Origin of the sequence: Leptospira ainazelensis (genome assembly GCF_016918785.1) — a bacterium.
GTDB classification, from domain to species: domain Bacteria; phylum Spirochaetota; class Leptospiria; order Leptospirales; family Leptospiraceae; genus Leptospira; species Leptospira ainazelensis.
Genome location: NZ_JAFFPT010000045.1, coordinates 84,133 through 106,212 on the forward strand (window position 1 = coordinate 84,133; position 22,080 = coordinate 106,212).

Below are 22,080 nucleotides of genomic sequence, written 5' to 3' on the forward strand. Positions count from 1 at the left end.
TCGGGGTTGTAATGAAAAAATACGAAGCGGTTGTGATAGGCACCGGTTTCGGCGGAGCCGTAAACGGTTGTAGATTGAGTAAAAAATGGCCCGGCCAGGTTCTGATCCTGGAACGGGGAAAACGGTATCCAAAGGGTTCTTTCCCGCGTTCTCCTCACGATATGGCCAAAAACTTCTGGAATGTTCCCGAAGAAAACAAGACAAAACTGAGACCGGGGAAACTATCAAAGTTAAACCAAACGGGACTCTTCGATATTCGAAACTACCCGAATATGGACGTAGTTTTATCGGCGGGACTCGGAGGCGGATCTTTGATTTACGCCAACGTATTTTTGGAACCGCCGGATCATATCTTCGATGACAGATGGCCTGAAACCGTAAAAAAGAAAAGTCTCACATCATATTACAAAATTGTAAAGGAAGTCCTTGGGTCTCGACCGATTCCAATCAATAACGATCCGAGAAGAAGAATCGTCCGCACCGAACTCTATCAGAAGTTTGCGAAGTCGCAGGGAAGAGAATCGAAACTCGCCGATATCAACGTATTTTTCGGGAACGATTTTAAAAAACCGACCGAGATCGGACTTCAGGAAAAGAACCGTTACGGAGCCGTCCAAACTTCGTGTACATACTGTGCCGAATGTGATATAGGATGTAATTCCCATTCTAAAAACACGTTGGATCTGAATTATCTTTTCGTCGCCGAGAATAAATACAAGGCCGATGTAAGAACGGAACACCTAGTCCAAAAGATCGTGCCGGTTTCTTCGGATGGAAACGACGATCCGTCCGCGCACGGTGAACACGGATATAGAATTTATTTTCTCGATTTATCGTCGACCAATCGGGGACTTGATTCCGTTCTTACAAAAAGAGTAGTTGTCTCCGCTGGAACGTTAGGCACCACCGAACTTCTTCTCAAGTGTAAGGAAGAATACAAAACTCTTCCCGATATTTCGGAGCATATAGGGAAACAATTTTCCGGGAACGGAGATTTTCTATCGTTTGCGACCAAAGGAACACAACCCGCCGATCCGAACTACGGACCGGTCATTACTCAATATACCGATTACAATCTTTTCAAAAATTTCGATCCGAAGAAGGCTTTTGTTTTAGAGGACGCAAGTTATCCGGTTTTTGCGGCGTATTTCGCCGAAGCGGCGATCCCGTTTATTTTCAGAATCGGATTTTTCTTTCACATGATCGGAGAACTTTTCAAACGTTTTTTGAGCGGAAAGATATTCGGAAAAATCGGTTATCTTATGAGCGAAGTGATGAAAGGGGACGTTTCTTACACGTCCTTGGTTCTTCTTTGTATGGGAGTGGATCATTCGGATGGAAGAATGGTATTGGATCGGAAACGGGGGATTCAGCTGCAGTGGCCTCAGAAGAACAGTATGCCTCTTTACGAAGCGATTTTGGACGTAACTAAGAATTTTGCCTCGTACGTAAAAGCGAAGGCTCATTTTGCGATGCCCACCTGGGCTTGGCCGATCCGTAATAACGTCTCCGTACACCCGTTAGGTGGTTGTATTCTGGGGAATTCCAAAGTGACCGCGGTGACTTCCGCAGAGCCGAAGACTTTCGGGCAGGTTTTTTCGTACACGGGACTGTATGTGGCTGACGGAAGTCTTTCTCCGACCGCGATTGGGGCCAACCCTTCGATGACGATCGCGGCTCTTTCCGAACGGGTAGCGGAAGGAATTACGGGCATTAAACCGACGCCAAAACTTTAATAAAAATAACAATTCTGCAAGTTAAAGGACAATACCGCGAATAATTGGTCAAATTTCTTCGTCTAACTGCCTTGCAGAATTGTTGAAACAAAAATAACATTGGTTTTAGGATTATTATGAATAGTGCAACGGAATCCATCAAAGACACACTCGAACTGATCAGACCATATCTACCGTCTGCGGTTGTCCGAAAATTGGCAGATTCCAACGAGTCGAAACTCCAGCGTTCCCAGTCGTTTGAGGGAGCGGTTCTTTTTTTTGACGTCGTCGGTTTTACTCCTACTACCTTAGCTCTTGCCGCAAAGGGTACAAGAGGAATCGACGCCCTTCAAACCGTTCTTTCCAATTATTACACGGCACTTCTGGATCATATGAATCAATGGGGCGGCGCGGTTTATCAATTTGCGGGGGATTCGGTCCTTGTAAGTTTCGAAAAAAAAGAAGACGAAACCGATACCGACGCGGCTTTACGCGTCGCAAATTGTGCATTAGGAATTTTTAATTCGATTTCGGAATACAGCTCCAATCAACTTCTGGGTGAAAACGTCAATCTTCCGGCGAGAGTAGGTCTGGGTTATGGAGAATATCATGAATTTATTTTGGGAGATCCGGATCGTTTTTTAAGAGCGGTCATCGCGGGAACTCCGGTCGACGATTCTATTTCCGCCGAAAAATTAGCGTTAGGCGGAGAAATCATTCTCAGCGCGAAACTTTGGGATCTTCTTCCGGATTCAAAAACCGGAGAAAGTATCAATTCCAACTTCGTACGTTTGATCGATTGTGAAAGAATCGACAATAACTACGTTCCACCGTCCCGTTCCGAAAATACTGAAAGAATTTCTTCGGAGCGTTTTTTCAAACGTTGTAAACGTTTTATCGTTCCGGAGTTGTATCAGAGAATCACGAACGTTCACAGGGCATTCTCCGGAGATTACCGGGAAGTCGCGGCGGCATTTGTTCACATCGATTCTCCGTTGGAATCGAGTTCGGATTCCAAAAATTTTAACGAATTTTTTGTTTATATCCAAGGTATTGTGGCGGCATGTTCGGGAACGTTTGTTCTTACGGATTTGTCCGACAAGGGGGCGCTTTTTTTGATTCTTTTCGGCGCGCCCGCGGCTCTGGAGAATAAGGAAGCATTGGCCGCTCGTTTTGCGTTACGGCTTACGGAAGGGGCTTCGGCTTTTCCCGCGGCAAAAAATCTACAGACCGGAATCTCCACAGGAATGGCTTATTGCGGGGATTTAGGCGCTCCGTTTAGAAAGGACTTTACCGCGATCGGAGAGATGATGAATATCGCGGCTCGTCTGTCCACGTTAGCCGGACAAACCGGAATTCTAATCGACTCCCAAACTAAAAGTAAGTTGGGAAAGAATTTTACGTTTCATGAAGTCGGAGACATCGAACTCAAAGGTGTGAGCGGCGTAAAAAAAGTTTTTCAGCTCACCGGCGAACAAAAAAACATTCCGGGTCTGCTCATTCAGTACAGAGATCCGATGATCGGCAGAAAGGACGAGATCAATCGTCTTCACAAGATGCTCGATATTTCTATGGAAAAAGGCGGAGTTGTTTGTAGAGTTATCGCCGACGCCGGGTTGGGGAAGTCGAGGCTGACCAATACTTTTATCGATCAGGCTTACGATCGAGAAGTCGAAATTCTTATCGGATATTGTTATCCTTACGAAAAGTTCACCCCATTCTATCCTTGGAAAGAATTGCTCAGTTTGTTTCTTGGTATTTTCGAAGACGACTCTATCGAAACCAGGGTTTCCAAGGCTGAAAACGCATTAGTAAAATTGAATTCGTTTGATATCGCCTGGGCAAAGGCGCTCGTTGCGCTGATGGGAGTCCCCGTTGAAGAGGATCCTTTGACCCGCGAGATTGACAGAAAACAAAAGAACGAAAGACTTTTTGAAATCATCATTTCCTTACTTCAAGAACGCGCGGAACGAAAACCTCTTTTATTGATTTTCGAAGACGTTCACTGGATCGACGAACTTTCCAGCCGACTTTTGGAGAAATTAGCGGCGAGACTTCCATCTATGAAAGCCATGTTGATTTTGGTTTCCAGACCCGAAGGGCAGTTTGCGGAAGAATCAGTTGCTCCGAACGAGGAACTCATTCGTCTGAAAGAATTCAAGCCGGAAGAAGCCAGGGACTTTTTAGTTCATAAATTCAAGATGGATACGAGTCAGGAGGATTTTTTGGATCAAATTCTGAACCGATCCAGCGGAAACCCGTTCTTCTTGGAATCGATCGTTCACAATTTGATCGAAGAAGGAACTTTGAAAAAATTGGAGAATGGAACCCTTTCTCCTTCGGAAACCACGAGAGACATTCAAATTCCGAACACGCTCAACGACGTTTTACTCGCTCGTGTGGATCGTTTGCAGGAACGCGAAAAGATCGTTTTAAAAACGGCGTCCGTGATCGGACGTTTGATCAATGTTCAAACACTCAATCATCTTCTTCCCGTGGAATTTCGCTCCGAAATTCAAAACATTCTACAGAGTTTGGAAGGTTTGGATCTGACCCCTTTGGAGATCACCGATCCCCTCACGTATATTTTCAAACATATAGTAATCAGAGACATCGTGTACAATACGCTTCTTCATTCTACGCGGGAGGATTTACACAAACGAATCGCGTCCTTTATCGAAGAGGAAAACGAAAACAATATCGTGGAGATGGCGGACATTCTTGCGTTTCACTATCAACAGTGCGCCGATTACGAAAAGGCTTCCAAATATTCTTTGATGGCCGCTCGTAAGGCGAGAAGTCGATACGCAAACCGGGATGCGATCTATCACTACGGTCAAGTTCTGGAAATGATCGCTCAAGCTGGAAAAAGTAAAAGTGATCTTTACTACGAAATCACACAGGAATTAGCGCACGTTCATCGGCAACTGGGCGAATATTCCAAAGCGGAAGCCCTTTTTAGGGATTGTTTGGAAAATAAGGCCGCTTTTAATTTGATTCGTTCCTACACCGGTTTGGGTCAGGTTTATCAAGAACAGGATGATATTCCCCGCGCGATGGAAGCGTTGGAAACGGCGCTTCGTTTTACGGGAATCCGCGCGCCCGGAAGTCGACCGGATACGATATTCAAAATCGTATTACAAATTCCTTTTGTTCTTAGATTTTCTCTTTTGGGACCGTCCTACACTTCCGCAAACAAAGCCGAACGATTGCGTTTGAGATGTATCATTTTGGTAACTCTTGCAAAGTTATACATCATGAAGGACATCAAGAAATTCGGCTGGTCCGTGTTTACCCAATACAACGCGACTCAACGTTTCGACGATCCCGTTAGACAGTCTCTCGCCGAATGCGCGTTAGGTCAGGTATTCTTCGGATTAAATCTTTTCGGTCCTTCCAAACACTTTCTGAGCAAGGGAATGGAGCTCGCCGAAAAAACCGGAGATCCTTACGCCCGAGCGATCGGGTTTCTCGTCCACGGAATCTATTATATGATGCAGAATCGTCCCGACTTGGGTCTTCCGTATCTTCACGATTCGGTTGCGATTTATAGACAAGTCGGCGAGAAGTGGGATCTGCTTTCCGCGCTTTCTTCCGGCGGATTTCTCTATTATTTCCAATCCGATTTTAGAACCGCGAAAAAATACTTTGACGATATCGGTGAGTTGGCGAGCGATCTTGGAGCTCAGCTTCAGCTACGATGGACTCGAATTTGGTCACCCTATTTCGGATATCTTCTCGGAGAAGTTGATCCTTTGGATTTGGAAAAAAGACTGATGGTGGAAGCCGAAAGGGCCGCCTCCGAGAACGACGTGATGAACGAGCTTTCTACGATCAATAAACTCCTCAAACTCACGATCTACGAAGGTTGGACGGAAAAAGCCGCGTATTGGTCGAAAAGAAGTTATGAAGGATTTTTGAGATGCGAAGTAAAATTCCCGCAACTTCAAATCGGGAACGTTTATCTTGCGGAAGCCGCGCTTTTTGCCCAAAGGGAAACCGGCGATAAGAGTTTGAACAAAATCATTCAATACGGTTTAAAGAACGGATTGAAATTAGGAAAGTCCTTACCGTATCTTTACGGCCCCGCTTTAGTCCTGAAAGGAAAATTAAAATTCTACTCCGGAAACGTTAAAAAGGCTGAGGCGATTTTTAAAGAAGCGGAACTGTTTCTTTCCAATACGATGAATCGTTGGGAATATGCGACTGCGTTGTATGAAATCGGCCAACTCCTAAAGGATCAGGAACGTATATCGACCGCAAAAGGAATTTTTCTGGAACTGAATGCGAAAAGGGATCTACAAAGATTGGAAGCCAATCCGATCTATTGAAACTTTTTTAAATGATAAGAATATTCTATTTTCAGAATATGCAAATTTTGCCGCGATAAAACTTGAAATCGGACTTCAAGTCCGATTTCAAGGGAGTTCCGGGAGAACGTTTTTCGAAAGAATAAAATCGGATTCTTCTTTTATTTGGCTTTTTTGCCAGCAAAGAATGCGATCGCTCCTATGACATACAGTTCATAATCCTTAAAGTTTTCTTTGAGAGCCGCTTCTAAATCGGAAAAAGTGTCTTGTGTATTGTGAAAAACTCCTCTTCGATTCAGATTTTTCATTCCTCTGCGGGAAAGGTGATGGGTCTGACCCAGATCGTGTAAGGCGGTAGATCCGAAAATCACTCCATCAGGATTTCGAATTTTGAGAAGATTTTTAAAAGCCGTCGAAGCCTTTTCGCGGATCGCGCCCGGAACACAATGAAACAAAAAACTCAAACCGATGGAATCGAATTTTTCCTCGGTGTTGATCGGTTCCAGGATATTGGCTCGATATGCGTTGAATGTGCCTGCGAGATGGGATAAACGCCTCCTTGCTTCGATGAGGCTGTTTGCGTTTAGATCCATCACTGAAATTGCCGGTTTTTCGACCGGGAACTTTGCCTTTTGTAAAAGATAACCCGTTCCGACGCCGATGTCCAAATGATTGGCGCTGAGATATTTATTGTAGAGCTGCACCATATTTTGAGGAGGGCAACGCCAGAACCACCGGCTGATGATATGTAAGACCACTAAGTCGTAGACTCTTAAAAAACTGTTAGTATAGACCTGTTGTCCTTCGATCACTTCTTGGCTGTATTTGTCTTCAGACAATCCGAGATCGATATAAAGCTGATTTTGTTGCATTTTTACGCGAGTTCCTTTTTTTCTTTTGTATGTTGAACAAGATGGTAGGTTGAAAACTCAAAAGCCGTTTTCTCTTTATTTTAAACCGACTTTCTTTTTTTGTGTTGTGTTCGTCTGCGTTTTAAACAAAAACCGAAAAGTTTTTTTATCCTTTTCGGTTTTTGTCTTATCAAGAATCGATATCGATTTTTCTAAATTAGAATTTTAGAATGCGTCTTTCCCGTGTCAATTTTTATAAAGGACTTTTGGCGAATTCTATCGTTCCCGTCGCGCGAAATTCCATGATTATTTTCCCTTTCGGAATTCTTATAGATTGGCGCAGATCGAAGCCGCCGTATGTTCGGCCACCGCGGAAATCGTCATGACGGGGTGAAATCCGATGGAGGAAGGAATCACGGATCCGTCGGCAACGAATAGATTCTTATATCCGAAAACTTCTCCGGTTTCGGAAACAACACCTTTGTCGGGATTGGCTCCGAGATGACAACCGCCCATCGAATGTACGGAAAGAATTCGATTGAACAAGAGAAAGGTCGCGAGAGGACCGAACTGTCCGCCGTAGGCGTCTCCGACTTGCTGCATGGAAGCGGTCATGTTTTGAATGAGAGTCTGATTCTCCTTTGAATACTTCCATTTTACGTCGATGTCTTTTCCACAACGAACGATTCTTCCGTTTGCATTGTCTCTTCCGATTGCGAAAAGGTTCGTCATGTATTTTGGATCGCCCGCACCGGGAGCGCCGGGAGGTAAAGGTTTGGAAATCCACCCCTTTTTAAATATCAAAGGAAGAATCCATTTCAAACTTTTCCAAAAAAGAGGGCCGATCATTCTTAAAAACCAATTCGGTTTTGCGATTCCTAAGGAAGCAAGAACCGCCATCACCGGTTCGTTAAAAGTAGGCGCAGCCATCGTATATTGAAATCCGTTCGGAAAATAATTGATCACGGTTGTTACGTCCGGTCCGTCCCAGGGTTTGAGATCCGTTTTGCTGGATTCGATTCCTCCCAAAAAATCTCCGTTTCCGGAATATCCGTTTCCGAGCTGTTTGCTTAGATTCGGCAAAGTTCTGTAATGATCCCGGCTGTTAAAAAGAATTCGATTGGTTCCGAGGGTTCCGGCTGAAAGAACTACACGTTTTCCGTAAACTGAATGTTTTTCTCCCGTTACCGTATTTTCATAATATACGATATAACCTCCCTTGGGATCGGGTGCGATATGCGAGGCCAAAGAATCCGTTTGAAACACGGCTCCGTTTTTTTGAGCGTCGGCAATATAATTAAAATCTAATGTATTTTTAGCGCCGTGGTTGCATCCGAATTCACATTCCGCACAACGTTGACAAGCGGATTGTCCTGGTCTCGCCGCTTTTAACCAACTCACCGCTTCGTCCGGATCAAAGTGAGAATAACGATTTAAATCCGCAGCCGCCTTGAACTTGTTTCTTTTCGGAAGATCCCATTCCGGCGGAACGGGTTTTACGTCGAGTTTAGAAGCGACCTTATCGTAGTAGGGATCCAAATATTTTCGATTGAAAGGGGCCGGCCATCTTGGATCTTGAAATACGGCGTCGTCCGGGCGAATGTGAATGTTCGCATAGATCAATGATCCGCCGCCGAGACCAGAAGCGGTAACCGTTCCGAGTCCGCTGAAAAAATTCAGTTCGTAAAGCCCTAGGGATTTTTTCTTTTTGGGATAACGCCAAAGAAGATTGTTAACGTTCTGCACGTCCCGGGGAAACATTCCCGGAGTATATTTTTTACCACGTTCCAGGACTAAAACTTTCTGGCCTTTTTCCGAAAGACGTAGGGCGCTGATCGAACCGCCGAATCCGGATCCGATCACGACCGCGTCGTATTGTTGCACGTTGCTGTTTGACATTCTTCCTTCCGTAAGAGAGATTTAAGAAATTCTAATATTTCCGCTCTGTTCAGTATTTTTTCAAGGCCTGAAGTATGAGCGGATATACGTCTTTGTGGGCGTTTTTCCCGAAAATACAATCGATATGTCCGTAACCAGGGATCACGTGACGCGCGTATTGGGAAGGGTTGAAACGATTGATCAGGGTTTGATAGGTTTTCTCTGTACTTTCCGGAAGATAACACTGATTCTCAGCGCCGTGAATAAACGTGATCGGAAGATTCAACCGTTCCATGTGAGGAACATAAACGTCTTCTCCTTCCGCGCTGACTACCTTATGAGCTCGAATCATCTTGGAAAGATGCTCGAACGCTTTGATGTTCGCAACTCCGAACATTTCTCCGAGGCCGTATCTGTAGGTTTCTTCATTCAAATTGTCTAATTTATATAAACTTCCATAGAGAAACGAGATTCTTCTGCTGACCGGATTTACGTCGTGCGAAAAGAAAGACTGAGGTTGAAGCGCAAGAGCCGAGTTGAAAAATTTATCCAGCCAATTCGCGTCGTCCGTCGTATACGCAGTCAGATCTTTGATTCCCACCAAGTCCATCAATTCCGCAGTGTGAAGACCCACTTTGATATCCATCGCGGTCGGAACTTCGACGTTGGCCGAAATTTGAGAAAGTACGACGGAACGAACTCCTTCCAATCCCGCTAGCAAAGCCATCGTAAACGTAGTCGCGCCGAAACAATGAGCCACCACTTGGATCTTGTCCGCACCGGTAAGTTCACGGACTTTTTTCACCGCAGCAGGATAATCTTTTGTAGCGATCACGTCGCCCGTGTTCGGAAGAGGAGCCGAAGGAAGTGCGATCGAAGTTCTGTAATCGAACATCCAGATATCGTATTTGTTTTCGAAAAGATATTCGAGCAGATTGGTTTCGATCGTATCGATGCTGAAGATCAAACTGGAAACTCCAAGACCCGGAGATAAAAGCAAAGGTCCTTTGTTTCCGCCCTTGTATCTCAAAAGCCGGAGGTCGGCGCCGTCGTCTGCCTTGAAAAAATAAGTTTCCGGAGTGGAAACACGAAGAGGTCTTTTGGTTCTTGGTCTTGCGTCCTTGTCCCAAGGAACGATCGCGCTTGCAACTCCTCCATAGACGTCGTAAAGCGCCCCCGTGAAGAAGGCGCCGAATTTAGCCATTCCCTTGATCGAATCCGCGATGGATTTGGAGTTGATCACTTTCATCGTGGTCATCTGTTTTGCAAAGTCTTCGGGAAGAATGTGGAGAATTCCCTTTGCAAAAACGGGAGACGTTTCCGTTTCACCGTCGTAGATGGTAACAAAAAGTGTACTCGTGTCTCTCCAGATATTCGTAAGTCCGTCGTTCTGGACCCATTTAGCGCCCACAAAAAGATAACGTTTCGATTCTTCGGTTTGGAGAATCATCTTATAAACCATATTTCTGGTTTCGATCCTATCTTCTCTGTTGACAAAAAGCAGAAAATCTCCGTTGGTAACGGTGATTACGTCTTTCGAAATCATAGGAGCTCTTACGGTTCCGAATAACGTGGCCTTGTGTTCCGGGTTGGCGATCATCTCTTCCAAGTTGTTGCTACGAATCGTGAGCAAAAATTCGAAAGAACTTTTTTCGTCTTGGCCGATCTGAAATCCTTTTTCGTAATCCTCTTTCGATTGTGTGGAATAGAATCCTTTCATACATTCGGTGAATTCGATTCCCAGAGTGGATTCGTCTGCGACGTCCGCGTTTTTCGGATGGGAAGGAAGGCTGTAGTCGATCTTACGACCTTTTGCCGAAACTAGTTTTTCGCAGGCCCTTTCCGAAATCGCGCAGATCGTAAGAAGCGGATTGACTCCTAAGGATCGAGGGATCACCGACCCGTCCATTACAAAGAGCCCGTTGTGGGTCGCGGTTCCGCTTTTTCCGGAAAAAACCTGACAGTTTTCGTTGACTACCGAAGTCGCCGCGTCTTCTCCCATCGGACATCCGCCGAGAGGATGGACGGAGATCAAATCCTGATCCGTCAACTTGTTCCATACAGGATTCTTAATATAGGTTCCTTTAAGAGGAATCGTGGATTCTTTTAAAATATTACTGATCTTTTCAAAGATCGGCTTTTTGCCGACGTTAGGCCAGGAGATACGAAGACGATCGTCCTTTAAAAACATAGTTCCGTCGTTACCGTCGTGAGCCATGACAAGATAAGTCTGGGTGTTTCGAACGGCTCCGTGAAAAGGACCGAGGATAAAACTTAAGAAAATTCTAATCTTCTCAAGGATCCAAGTTACAAAACCTCTTTTTGTTTTAACGCCGGTGAGTTTGGAACCCAACGCGAAAACCGCAGGCAATTGACCTCGGATCGCACCCGGAATCGATCCTTCTTCAATGATCATTCCGTCTTCGAGTTTTGAAGCTCCTTTTCGAGTATCGATCACGCCGGTGATACAAGGACCGACCGGGCCGTTTCCATTCTGTTTCTTACTTCCAAAACCGATCCCGTTGATTTTGGCGGTTCCATTGTAAGAAAAACCCAACATATCTCCGTTTCCGCTAAACCGAACTCCGACTCCGTCGGAGAGGCTGAGTCCTTTTTCCTTGGATCGAAGAAGAATTTCCGTGGAACCCAAGGCCCCGGCGGCGAGAACGATCGTATTCGCTCGAATAAAAAGTTCGTCCTTACTGAATTTTTCCCGATCCACTCCGAGAGGAATGAAGTGAACCAGCCAATAACCTTCCTTCTTTTCAAGATAATTGACTTTGACTTCCGTAAAGATCTGAGCTCCGAAGTTGACCGCATCGGGAAGATAATTCATCAAGGTCGTGTTTTTGGAGGAGACGTTACAGCCCGTGACACAATCTCCGCAGTTCGTACAAGCGTCTTGTTGAACTCCTACGTGATTGACTTTGGATTCGAAGGTGACATTGATCGGGGTCGGATAAAAATCCTTTCCCATAAAGGCCGCGGACCTTTTAAGAGCTTCGTGTTTCGGAAGATTGGAGTATTTTTTCGGAATGGCATTCGGACGAAGCATTTCTTCGGCTCTGGAATAGTAAGGATCCAATCCGTGATCCTTCGCTTCTTTGCGGATGTTTGCCGGCCAGCAAACATCTTGAAAAACTTCGGGGACTGCGCGGAGGCTCACGTTCGCGTTGATAAGCGAAGTGCCGCCTAGACCGCAACCGACGAGAACGTTGATGTCTTTGTTAAAATGAAAATCGTAAAGTCCGTTTTGACGGCCGATATGTTTGTCTTCGTAGTTGGCTTGAACTTCTTCAAAAGCATCGAGTTCCTTATTCGGAAATTCTCCAGGTCGAATTTCTTTCCCCCTTTCTAAAAGACAGACTTCAATTCCCGCTCTGGAAAGGCGGGATGCTGCGATGGCGCCGCCGTAACCGGAACCGATAACGATCGTATCGTATTGACCTTTGATTTTTTCTATGGATTGGGATATTTTTTTAATCAATGTTTTTGCCTGGGTTAAATTGGCAAAATATTTCCAAAAAAGGAAAATATTGCAAGAAAAATAGTGAACAAACAGGCTGAGAATCGATAATATTTTGACAAACCGGAAGGATACTCGCGAAAAATGGCGATTAGCTCCGTTCCCTGATTTTACAACGAAAAAGGAATTTATGGGAAAACTACAATCGAATCAAAACTTCCTCGGGAAGGGGTTTGGAAATTTAAGTTTTTCTAATTCGTCTCTTTGATACGAATTCATTCTTTGATTGACGTTTTGGACCGGATCGCCGATAGTGAAATTCAGAAAACTGAATATGATTGTTTGATTCCATTCTGAAATTCTAACTCCTCACAATCCTGAAAAAGGGAAGGGAGTTTTGTATCCATTTCAAAATCAGAAGGAATCAAATGTCACAATCAAATTCACTGCTCACCTCATACGGCTGGGAACCGGAATTATTTCTTTCGGAACCCTTGGTCGATCTTATCCCTGCACGGGTCATTTCAGTTTATGGAGAATATTCTAAAATTCTAACGGATTCCGGGGAACGTCGCGGAGTCCCGTCCGGGGTATTGTTATCCTCCGGAGACACACTTGTTACGGGAGATTGGATTCTTGTCCGAGAAATCGAAGGGGACGATCTTTGTATCGTAGAACGAATTCTTCCGAGGAAGACCCTGTTAAAAAGATCGAGTCCCGGAAAACGAAATCAATCACAAGCGATCGCTTCGAATATCGATTTGTTGCTCGTGATCATGGGTCTCGACAACGACTACAGCCCGAGAAGAATCGAACGTTATCTCTTCTTGGCCCGGATCAGCGGCGCCGAAGTCGCGATCGTCTTGAACAAACGAGATCTTTGCGAGGATCCGGAGACAAAATTCGCGGAAATTAAAAAAATCGCGGGGGAAATTCCAGTGATTCTGATTTCGGCTTTGGATCCTTTACAAACTGAAAGTCTGATGGAATTCGTTCGACCCGGAAAAACGATCGCGTTTTTAGGTTCGTCGGGAGCCGGAAAGTCTACGATCATCAATTCTTTGTTAGGCGCGGAGATTCAAAAAACGAATACTCTCAAGGCCAGCGACGGAACCGGAAGACACACAACGACTCACAGGGAACTCTTTCTTTTGCCTCAGGGCGGAATTTTGATGGACAACCCCGGTATTCGAGAAGTGGGTCTTTTTTCAGGAGGAGATGAGAACGAGATCGAGCTCATCTTTCCGGAGATCGCAACCGCCGCCTTGGATTGTCGTTTCCGAGATTGTACTCATCGGGAGGAGCCCGGTTGTGCGGTCCAAGCCGCGATCGAAGCGGGAGCAATCCAGGAAGAACGTTATGCGTCTTATCGAAAACTTCTGAAAGAATTGCAGGCTCACAAGGTTCTTACGGATCCGATCGAGGCTAGAAAACGGAAACAAAAGGACAAAGAAATGGCCAAGGCTTTGAGAAATAGGCTCAAAGATAAGGGAAGAATGTAGAATTCCGATTTCTCCGAGGGTTTTGTTCCGAAGAAAAAACCTTTTTTTAAAAAATCCTCGGAGAAAGATCGTTTTTTAGGAACCGAATCGGCATTAACAGGGACTTTAAATCGTATGAATGACAAATCCTATATCGAACTTTTGGACAAAGCAAAATCGGGAGATTTACGGGCCTGGGCCGTTTTGCAAAAACGGTTTTCTCGATTTGCAACCCAATTCGCCGTAAAAATTCTCAAAGACGAGGATCTTTCCCAGGATGTGGTTCAGGAATCCTTTTGGGATCTCTTTCGAAATCTCGAAAAGATCACTACTCCTGCGGCGTTTCCGTCACTGCTCAAAAGGGTTTTGATCAAACACGGGGATCGTATTCTGCGAAAAAAAGAAAATCGGGCTTTGGTTTTTGTGGATCCGAATCGGATGGATCGGAATTCGAAAGAATTACATTCCACGTTTTTGGAAAAAGAATGTTACGAAACCATTCTTAAAAATCTTAAAAAATTGGATCCCGCCGATCAAAAACTGATCGAATTGTATTATTACAAAAATTTCACGTTAGACGAAATTTCTAAGTCCGAAGGAAAGACGCTTTCTTTTATCAAAAAAAGACATCTTCATTTGAAGAATATTCTGAGAGACGGAATCGGAGAGACGTTTAGACCGGAAGCCCGCTTGCAGCTTCTGTTAGCGGCTTAGGAGAAAAATTTGGAAGCTACTCAATTTTATCCGAACGGACAGATCGAAAACGTATATCTGGAACAAAGAAAGGTTTTTCTCTGGGGTGAAGTAAACGATAACTCCGCAAGATATCTGATCGATCGATTTTTGTATTTGGAAGCGGTGGATCCGACAAGGCCCGTTACACTTTTTATTCATTCTCCCGGTGGATCGACTTACGCCGGTTTGGCGATTTTGGATGTGATGAAAAACGTTCGAAATCCGGTGTACACCGTCTGTTTGGGAATGGCGATGTCGTTCGGTGCGGTTTTACTTCTTTCCGGAGATAAGGGAAACCGAGCGGCGTATCCTCACAGTAAAATTTTGATTCATCAACCGCACGTTATGGGAGAGTTCAAAGGTCCGGCGGAGGACATTCGAATTTTTGCGGAATCCGTAAAGAGGGAAAAGGATTTGTTAAACGAAATTATGGCGAAGGCAACCGGACAACCTTTGGATCGGATGGTAAAGGATACGGATCGAGATTCGTGGTTTTCAGCAAAGGAAGCGCTGGAATACGGTATGATCGATAAGATCATCGGAGTTGAATTCTAAAATTCAATCCGATTCTTAAATTTAAGAAATTTTTCTTAAAAACCCTGTCTCTTATCGGACGCTTATTTTGGAAACGAAAGGGAGTTCAAATCGCGGTAATTTCCTAAATTCGATCGTCTCCTTTTATAGAATGCGTAAAAAGAATTTCTAACGAAAAAACCTTTTTACTGTTAAAACGGATACGAGAATATATATCAAAACTACCGGTTTCCGACAGGTCTTTTGTCTTTAAAATGAGATTTTTCTTACTCTTCGGCGCGGCTCTGCTGCTCAATTATTCTTTGTTCGCAGAGTCTGCGGCTCCGGAGAACGGAAAAGTATCTCGACTCCAAAATACAGGTAACTTTCGGACCTTTGTGCATTACCTTAAGGATGCAAACGCGGAGGACTTTAGAGAAAAAATTTTTTCTAAAGCTCCCGGATTGGATTTTCAAAACATTCCTTCCGAGATTTTCTCTCTCGGATTTTCAAAAGATACGGTTTGGTTTTACGTCCCCTTGGAGAACGACACCAAAAATGAATTCAACGGAGAATTCGAAGTTTATAATCCCTATCTGGAAGAAGTCGATATCCACTATAAATACGGACATGAGCGGATAACGCGTGAAATTTTTACCGGAGCCAATCGTGTTTATGAAGGGAATTTCCCATCTCTTGATTTTTATCTGAGACCGGGAGAATCGATCCAAATCGTCGTTCGTATTAAAAGCGGAACTCCTCTTAGAATTCCCCTTCTTCTGGAATCCGAAAAAAAGTTCGGTTTTACAAAACAGTTTCGGTTGGTCGTAGTCGGGTTGACTCTCGGTTTCGGAATCGCGATGAGTCTGTATAATCTTTCTCTTTATTTTTTCTTTAGAACCAGATCCTATCTGTATTATTTTTTGATGATAACTTTTTTTACGGTATATCTGACTTCTTGGGACGGATTGTTTCTCAATCTGTTTAAACCCGAATACGGGAAATATTATCTTACGGCCACTCTCATTCTCGTTTATACGGCCAGTCTATTTCTGTTTTTATTTTCGTTGGAGTTTTTATATCCGGAACAAAAGAGTAGAAAGGCGAAATTAGTCATTATCATCTATTCGATCGTCAATTTGACTTTGATTCCCGCTTCGATCGTCTTTCCGATTCAGTTGAATCAATTTTCGTATTATTGGATTCTTATAAATAATTTAATCATCGTTTATTTTTGTTTTTTAAGAACCCGAGAAGGTTTTAAATCGGCAAAAATTCTTCTGTTTATCCATCTGATCTTTCCCACGGCCGCAATCCTAATGAATCTAAGCGCGACCGGAATTCTTACGATCAACTTCGTATCTCTTCATGTTTTGAAATTGGCTTTTATTTCTCAGTCGATTCTATTTTCGATTATGCTCGTTCAAAGAATTAAGGATTTGGAATTTAGACTCAAAGAAGGTCTTCAGAGCGAAATTCATAAGAACATAGTTCTTCTTAAAAAAGAGATTCAACAAAGACGAGAGACCGAATGGGAATTGATCCAAGCAAAGGAAATGGCGGAGAAGGCTTCCAAGGTAAAGAGCAGCTTTCTTGCAAATATGAGTCACGAAATCCGGACTCCTATGAACGGCGTACTCGGTATGGTTCAGTTGTTGGGAACCACAAAGCTGAACGAGGAACAAAAAGAATACACGAAGATTCTTTCCAGGTCCGCGAAATCACTCTTACAAATCATCAACGACATTCTTGATTTTTCGAAGATCGAAGCGGGTAAGATCGTCCTCGATAAGGAAGTTTTTTCGATTCGATCCGTTCTGGATGAAATTCACGATCTCTTACGTCCTTTGGCGAAACGAAAACGGATCGAATTCAATTTGGAAGGTAAATACGATATTCAAGAATTTGTTTCCGGAGACCAGTTGAGGCTCAGACAAATTTTATGGAATTTAGCGGGTAACGGAATCAAATTTACGAATCAGGGAAGTGTGGTTCTAAAAGTCTCTGAAAAGAAAATTTCAGCCGAAAAAGTTTCCATCGAATTTTCGGTATCCGACACCGGTATCGGAATTCCTCAAGATAAACAGAAACAAGTTTTTGACGCATTTTCCCAGAGTGATTCTTCTACTGCAAGAAAGTTCGGCGGTTCCGGTTTGGGATTGAGTATTACTAAACAATTGATCGAACTCCAAGGTGGAACCTTATCTTTGGAAAGTAAGGAAGGAAAAGGTTCTAAGTTTACGTTCTCCATCGTATATGACAACGCTTCGCAGTCCGATGTGGATACGATTTTGGAACCGGAAAAGACGAGAGAGTTGGACGAAGTTTATGCAAATGTAGTTCCGCAAAAAATGCGAATTCTCGTGGCGGAAGACAATGAAACCAATTGTCTTCTGATTGAAAGGGCCTTAAAAAAACTCGGTTACGATCCGGTCGTCGTTCACAACGGGCGCGAAGTCATCGAAAGAATGCAGTTGGACGTTTTTGATCTCGTTTTGATGGACATTCATATGCCGGAGGTGGACGGGATCGAGGCGACGGGTTGGATCCGTTCTCGAAAAGAAAATGCCGAACTGCCGATCATCATTGCGCTGACCGCGGACGCAATCGATAGCAGCAAGGAAAAATACGTCGCATTGGGCTTGAACGATTGTTTGGTTAAACCTCTGGATTTGGTCGGCCTAAAGTCCACTTTGGATTATTGGTCCGAACGAGTCGAAGCATTCCAATGGAGACTTTAAAAAAGTAGAATATTCTAATTTTATTCTAAATTTATTTCTTTTCTAAGAATTCCCATAAAATTCTCCTTAAAAATTTCGAACAATCCCGGAGCCCATCGATTTGAATCATAGTTTAGAAGAATCGTAAGTTTTCCCCGGTAAGTGGACGCCGAAACAAATACGGATTGAGACAAGGAAGGATGCACCGTAAACGAAAGATTCGACACGCTGAAATTTCGAAACTTCGGTAGATCGGGTATAATTCCTACGTTACTCAAAACGCTCGATTGCGGAAATCTTTGTAAAAGGGCGGATAAAGCTTTGATGCCGTTCGGTCTGCTCAAAATCTGATTGACGGGTGGGATGAGCTCGTAAAAGGACAGATCATCGTTTCCGTTTCGGATCTGAGCCTTGAGCCGGTTTGAAATTTCCTTTGCGATGTTCCACGGATTCGAATCTTTTCGGACTACGATTCCAAGCGTAAGAAGAGTAATATAAAGTCCTAATGTTTCACCGGGAACTTTTTCGATTAGATTCGGTTTTAGATCCGCAGGATTGGACAGGTTTAGAAGAATCGGTTCCGTTGTATCGAACAAAGAATACGATGCGATCAGTTGGGCGGCTCCTATGATCCCGTGAAGCGTGGTTTCTTTTTGTTTACAAAGAGAAAGAAGATTCTGCAATTCGGATTCGGTCAGTCGAAAGTTTGTCAAAACCGGATTTGTTTCCCGGTCCTTTTTGGAAAACGAAGGCAAGGAAGCGGTTCGAATCGGAGTTTCTTCCAAAACTGAAGTATTTATCGGTTTATCGGAATTTTCCTTTTCGATTTTCAACATGGAAAGGACCGAATTCGGTAATCCTTGATACTTTATAATATTCGAATTATCTAAATCACTTCCGGCTTCTTTTAATACTTCCGTCAGAAACGAAGATCCGGATCTGCCGTCGGCGATGCAATGATGAAAAACGATACTGAATACCCAATCTCCGGATTTCGAACAAAAGAGCAAGGCTCGGATCAAAGGAGATTCCTCTTCCGAGAACGGAAGTATGATTTCTTCGGCCAATACTTTTTTCCAGACTTCGTTTTCCAAGTTGAGAATTTTAAGAGAAATCCGTTTTTCTAATACAGTTTTGAACTTAAGATCAAATTCGTTTCCGACTTCCACTTTGACGTTTGCCAGAGGATGTTTTTTTTGAACTTCAAAGAGCGCTTTTCGAATCCTATCCGGGCTCAGATCGCCGTCACCCTCCGCAATCACCGCGAAGTTCATGGAGGAAATCCGGTCTAAGAGCCAAAAAGTAGATTCGGCTTTGTCGAGAAGCCGTTCGTGTATCTTTTCCTGAGAATTTAAGTTGTTCTGTGTTTGCATCGATCGTCTATGTTTTATGTTTTATGTTTGTGGTTTGAAATTCACCGATTTGGAAAATTCAGAGAGATTTTCGGTTTGATTCTTAGAATTCCCTCTGAACATACTTCTGAAATCGTTAAATCGAATTCCGTAACGTTTCATTGCGGGAAGAACGAAATACGAAGTCATTTGTCTTAAATAGAACGGCTGATTGACCACGAAGTGATGGATTCCGTGTGTTGCACCGAAATTAAAACAAAAAAGATGAAAGGGTAATACGAACCAGGAATTTAGAACCTGGGTTTGATTGTAAACGTTCGGGATGTCGCCGTAATAATGCATATTCGAAGAGATTATCTGAATCGAAGTCTGACGAATCCAATTCGGAATGAGATATACCACCGCGATCGTGTTGAGAATCGGAAAAATAAGGTTTAAAAACGAAAGTCGACCAAACGGATGTCCCGTAAAAACATTAAAAAAATAGAATGTATTAAGAATTAGAAAAAGATACCAGAGCAAAAAGAAAATCTCCCGGTAAGGACCGATGATTCTCGGAGCCTTAATCTTTCGCAGATGGGAGTAGGCGTCCTTCCCGACGCTTCTTCCTTGGAGAATCAGCGCCATATTTCCGTCGATCATCGTAAACAATCTCCGCAAACCGAAGGGCATTCCGTTTCCGATCATTCTTTCTTCGACGTCTTCTTTATTTCCGGAAACCTTATGATGCAAAAGATGAATTTCCTTTCGAAACCAAGGGTTTACCGTATTCGCGCGAAAGAGCCAAACTACCCAGAACATAAAGTTTTGAATTTTAGAATTCCCTTTGTAGTAGAGATTGTGGATCAGATCGTGTTCGATCTCGTGCAAGAAGGAAGCAAAAATCGCGTTAGACACGATACAAAGCCAAAATGGAATTTGACCTGCGATGTAAAGTCCTGCAAAAAGAATCATCATAGAAGCGGAACCGAGTGTGATTCCCAAACCGATCCCGTCTTGGTATCGTGTTAAAAATGGAAAACGATCGCGGATTTTGGCGTCCCAAAAACGGATCCAGCGTATGATTTTTACCGTTCTCTCTTTTTCGGAAAGAATCTCGTTAGGCTTTCTTAATGCTTTCAGAGGAGTATTCATGATACGTTTTGTCTCCAGTTTTGAGATTTCGGTCTCATGCTAACTCGTTTCTTAAATCTCGTCGTCTTAGTTTATAAACCGCGCCTCGTCCTCTGAAAATTCTAACCTGGATTCTAAAATTAAAAACCCTTTTTTGTATTTTGTCCGCGATAATCCGAAGGAGGAGGTTCGATTCTTTTTAAAACGAACTCGAGCGACGACTCGAATCCTCATAAAACGAAGATTCGGTCTTTTTCCGATTCGGAAGAACAATGGTTCCTCCGGAAAGCGCCGTGACGGTTTTTATCCCGTTAAACACTCTTTCGAAAATGGGATAGCGGAATTTTCCTAAAAGAACTTCTCCTCGACTTGTCGATGCGTAGAGTTTTTTTTCTTCGAGGAGTTTTTGAAACAGTTTTACTCCGATCAACGATCGAACTCCCGATTTTTCTAAAATCGAAAGCGTATCCGAAAGGGAAATACTTTCGTCTTTTGGAATCGGCGCACCTTTGAGAAAGTTAAGAATCCGAGTTACGATAAAAAGAGAATAGATATCTTCTCTTTCAAAATGTTCGGAAGGAATCGCCATCGAAGTCAATCTGGATAAAAAGACGTCCGATTCGTTTCTTTCAGGAAAACCCGCGGCGATCGGAGATTTGGGAGTCAGATAAAAAAGAGAAGCGCCCATCAATACGGGTTGTTCCGCGTTGAATTGAAGCGTTTGAATCATGGAATCCAGTGTTTCCATCGGAAGCCCGAGGATTTGATAGGAAGTGATTTGAAAACCGAGTTCAAAACCTTCCTGCACAATCTGAAGATATTTTTCGATCGTATGCGGTCTTTTGGTGGTTTCCCTTACGAGTTTGTCCGAGCTGACTAACGCAAGATTTAAGTTAGTAAAACCCGCTTCCTTCATAAGAACCAAAAGTTCGGAGTCCAGGCTGATATAGGAAATTCCGTTCATTGCCACAAATTGAACGTCTTTCCGGGGGAAGGCCCGAATCAATTCTTCGCAGAGTTGTTTCATCTCCGGTTTGAAAAAGGTAAGATTGTCGTCTTCAAAGTCGAAAACTCTATAACCGAGTTTATAGGATTCTTTGATTTCGTTTAACACGTTTTCGACGGTATTCCTTCTATACTTGGTGCCGAACGTGGTGTGGACCGAACAAAAGCTACAACGATGCGGGCAACTTCTCGAAGTGATGATAAAGCGCATCGGCTTTCCTTCGAATAAATAGTGTTGCTTGGAAAGCGACGAAAGATCGGGAGGCGGAAGGTCCGGTATCGAAAAATTTTCCCCGATTTCGTTGAGGATCATTTTTCCGTTTTCCTTCCAGCCGAGAGAAGCAACGGTAGCATAACGTTTTCCGTTTTTAAATTCTTTCAAAAAATCGCAGATCGGTTTTTCGCCTTCTCCTCGAATAATAAAGTCCACATTCGGATCGGATAACATCAACTCCGGACAAGCCGAAACGTGAGAACCGCCCATCAGGATCGGAACGTTCATCGTTTCTTTGATTGCCGCCGCGGTTTTTAACGCTTCTCTGTAGTAAGGAGAAAACAAAGAAGAGATTCCGATAAGATCCGGTTGAATCGATCGTACTTCTTTCGTTATGTCTTCGTAAGATGCTCCAAAACGAAAGTATTCGAAAAAAGTGGAGAAGGGACTTTTGTCAGCAACCGGATAGTATTCCTTTAAGTACTTGAGTTCCTTCGGAATGGGAAGAGTTCTTCTTCCCGCGAGTTTTTTTCCGTTGCCTCTGTGAAAATCACGAAGGATCACTTCAACATCAGGTAAGAATTTTTGAACTGCACCTTTCAGATAACAAAGTCCGATCGGTTGTAACCGGATATCCGTATCATAAAAATCTTCCACCGGCGGTTGAATGAGCAAAAGCCGCATGACACCATGGAAAGTGAAACAACTTCAAGAGCAAGCGACTTCG

General features: G+C 43.6%; 12 protein-coding genes. 6 read left to right on the plus strand and 6 right to left on the minus strand.

Annotation, left to right across the window (positions count from 1 at the left end; all coding sequences use genetic code 11):
• Nucleotides 1-11: 11 nt before the first annotated feature.
• Together JWG44_RS11570 and JWG44_RS11575 are read left to right on the plus strand one after the other, a co-directional pair.
• Complete coding sequence (locus JWG44_RS11570; RefSeq protein WP_205275106.1) at nucleotides 12-1,736, plus strand: GMC oxidoreductase; 1,725 nt, start codon at nucleotides 12-14, stop codon at nucleotides 1,734-1,736.
• A gap of 116 nt (nucleotides 1,737-1,852) precedes the next feature.
• Nucleotides 1,853-6,046 (plus strand): adenylate/guanylate cyclase domain-containing protein, encoded by a 4,194-nt coding sequence (locus JWG44_RS11575; RefSeq protein ID WP_205275107.1) that lies wholly within the window; start codon nucleotides 1,853-1,855, stop codon nucleotides 6,044-6,046.
• A gap of 140 nt (nucleotides 6,047-6,186) precedes the next feature.
• Here JWG44_RS11575 and JWG44_RS11580 read toward each other — a convergent pair whose 3' ends face one another.
• The 3 genes from JWG44_RS11580 to JWG44_RS11590 form a co-directional block, all read right to left on the minus strand.
• Nucleotides 6,187-6,897, minus strand: a complete 711-nt coding sequence (locus JWG44_RS11580) for a class I SAM-dependent methyltransferase (RefSeq protein ID WP_205275108.1) — start codon at nucleotides 6,895-6,897, stop codon at nucleotides 6,187-6,189.
• Between the two features lie 306 nt (nucleotides 6,898-7,203).
• Nucleotides 7,204-8,775: a GMC oxidoreductase gene (locus JWG44_RS11585; RefSeq protein WP_205275109.1), complete on the minus strand. Its 1,572-nt coding sequence runs from the start codon at nucleotides 8,773-8,775 to the stop codon at nucleotides 7,204-7,206.
• Between the two features lie 49 nt (nucleotides 8,776-8,824).
• Nucleotides 8,825-12,241, minus strand: coding sequence for an alpha/beta fold hydrolase (locus tag JWG44_RS11590; protein WP_205275110.1), 3,417 nt, complete (start codon nucleotides 12,239-12,241; stop codon nucleotides 8,825-8,827).
• A 407-nt stretch (nucleotides 12,242-12,648) separates the two neighbouring features.
• On the opposite strand from JWG44_RS11590, the gene rsgA reads away from it, so the two are divergent.
• The 4 genes from rsgA (at nucleotide 12,649) to JWG44_RS11610 (ending at nucleotide 17,690) form a co-directional block, all read left to right on the plus strand.
• Nucleotides 12,649-13,722 carry a ribosome small subunit-dependent GTPase A gene (rsgA, locus tag JWG44_RS11595; protein WP_205275111.1) on the plus strand — a complete coding sequence of 358 codons (1,074 nt, stop codon included), beginning with the start codon at nucleotides 12,649-12,651 and terminating at the stop codon, nucleotides 13,720-13,722.
• Nucleotides 13,723-13,836: 114 nt separating this feature from the next.
• Nucleotides 13,837-14,415, plus strand: coding sequence for an RNA polymerase sigma factor (locus JWG44_RS11600; RefSeq protein WP_205275112.1), 579 nt, complete (start codon nucleotides 13,837-13,839; stop codon nucleotides 14,413-14,415).
• Nucleotides 14,416-14,424: 9 nt separating this feature from the next.
• A complete protein-coding gene (locus JWG44_RS11605; RefSeq protein WP_205275113.1) occupies nucleotides 14,425-14,991 on the plus strand; it encodes a ClpP family protease in 567 nt (188 codons plus the stop codon).
• A gap of 233 nt (nucleotides 14,992-15,224) precedes the next feature.
• Nucleotides 15,225-17,690 (plus strand): hybrid sensor histidine kinase/response regulator, encoded by a 2,466-nt coding sequence (locus JWG44_RS11610; protein WP_205275114.1) that lies wholly within the window; start codon nucleotides 15,225-15,227, stop codon nucleotides 17,688-17,690.
• A gap of 20 nt (nucleotides 17,691-17,710) precedes the next feature.
• On the opposite strand, the gene JWG44_RS11615 is transcribed toward JWG44_RS11610, so the two are convergent.
• From JWG44_RS11615 to JWG44_RS11625, 3 genes are all read right to left on the minus strand, one after another.
• Nucleotides 17,711-19,042 carry a phthiocerol/phthiodiolone dimycocerosyl transferase family protein gene (locus tag JWG44_RS11615; protein ID WP_205275115.1) on the minus strand — a complete coding sequence of 444 codons (1,332 nt, stop codon included), beginning with the start codon at nucleotides 19,040-19,042 and terminating at the stop codon, nucleotides 17,711-17,713.
• A 21-nt stretch (nucleotides 19,043-19,063) separates the two neighbouring features.
• On the minus strand, nucleotides 19,064-20,155 hold the full coding sequence (locus JWG44_RS11620) for a fatty acid desaturase (protein WP_205275116.1): 1,092 nt from the start codon (nucleotides 20,153-20,155) through the stop codon (nucleotides 19,064-19,066).
• 178 nt (nucleotides 20,156-20,333) lie between these two features.
• Nucleotides 20,334-22,037 (minus strand): B12-binding domain-containing radical SAM protein, encoded by a 1,704-nt coding sequence (locus JWG44_RS11625; protein ID WP_205275117.1) that lies wholly within the window; start codon nucleotides 22,035-22,037, stop codon nucleotides 20,334-20,336.
• Nucleotides 22,038-22,080: the final 43 nt, after the last annotated feature.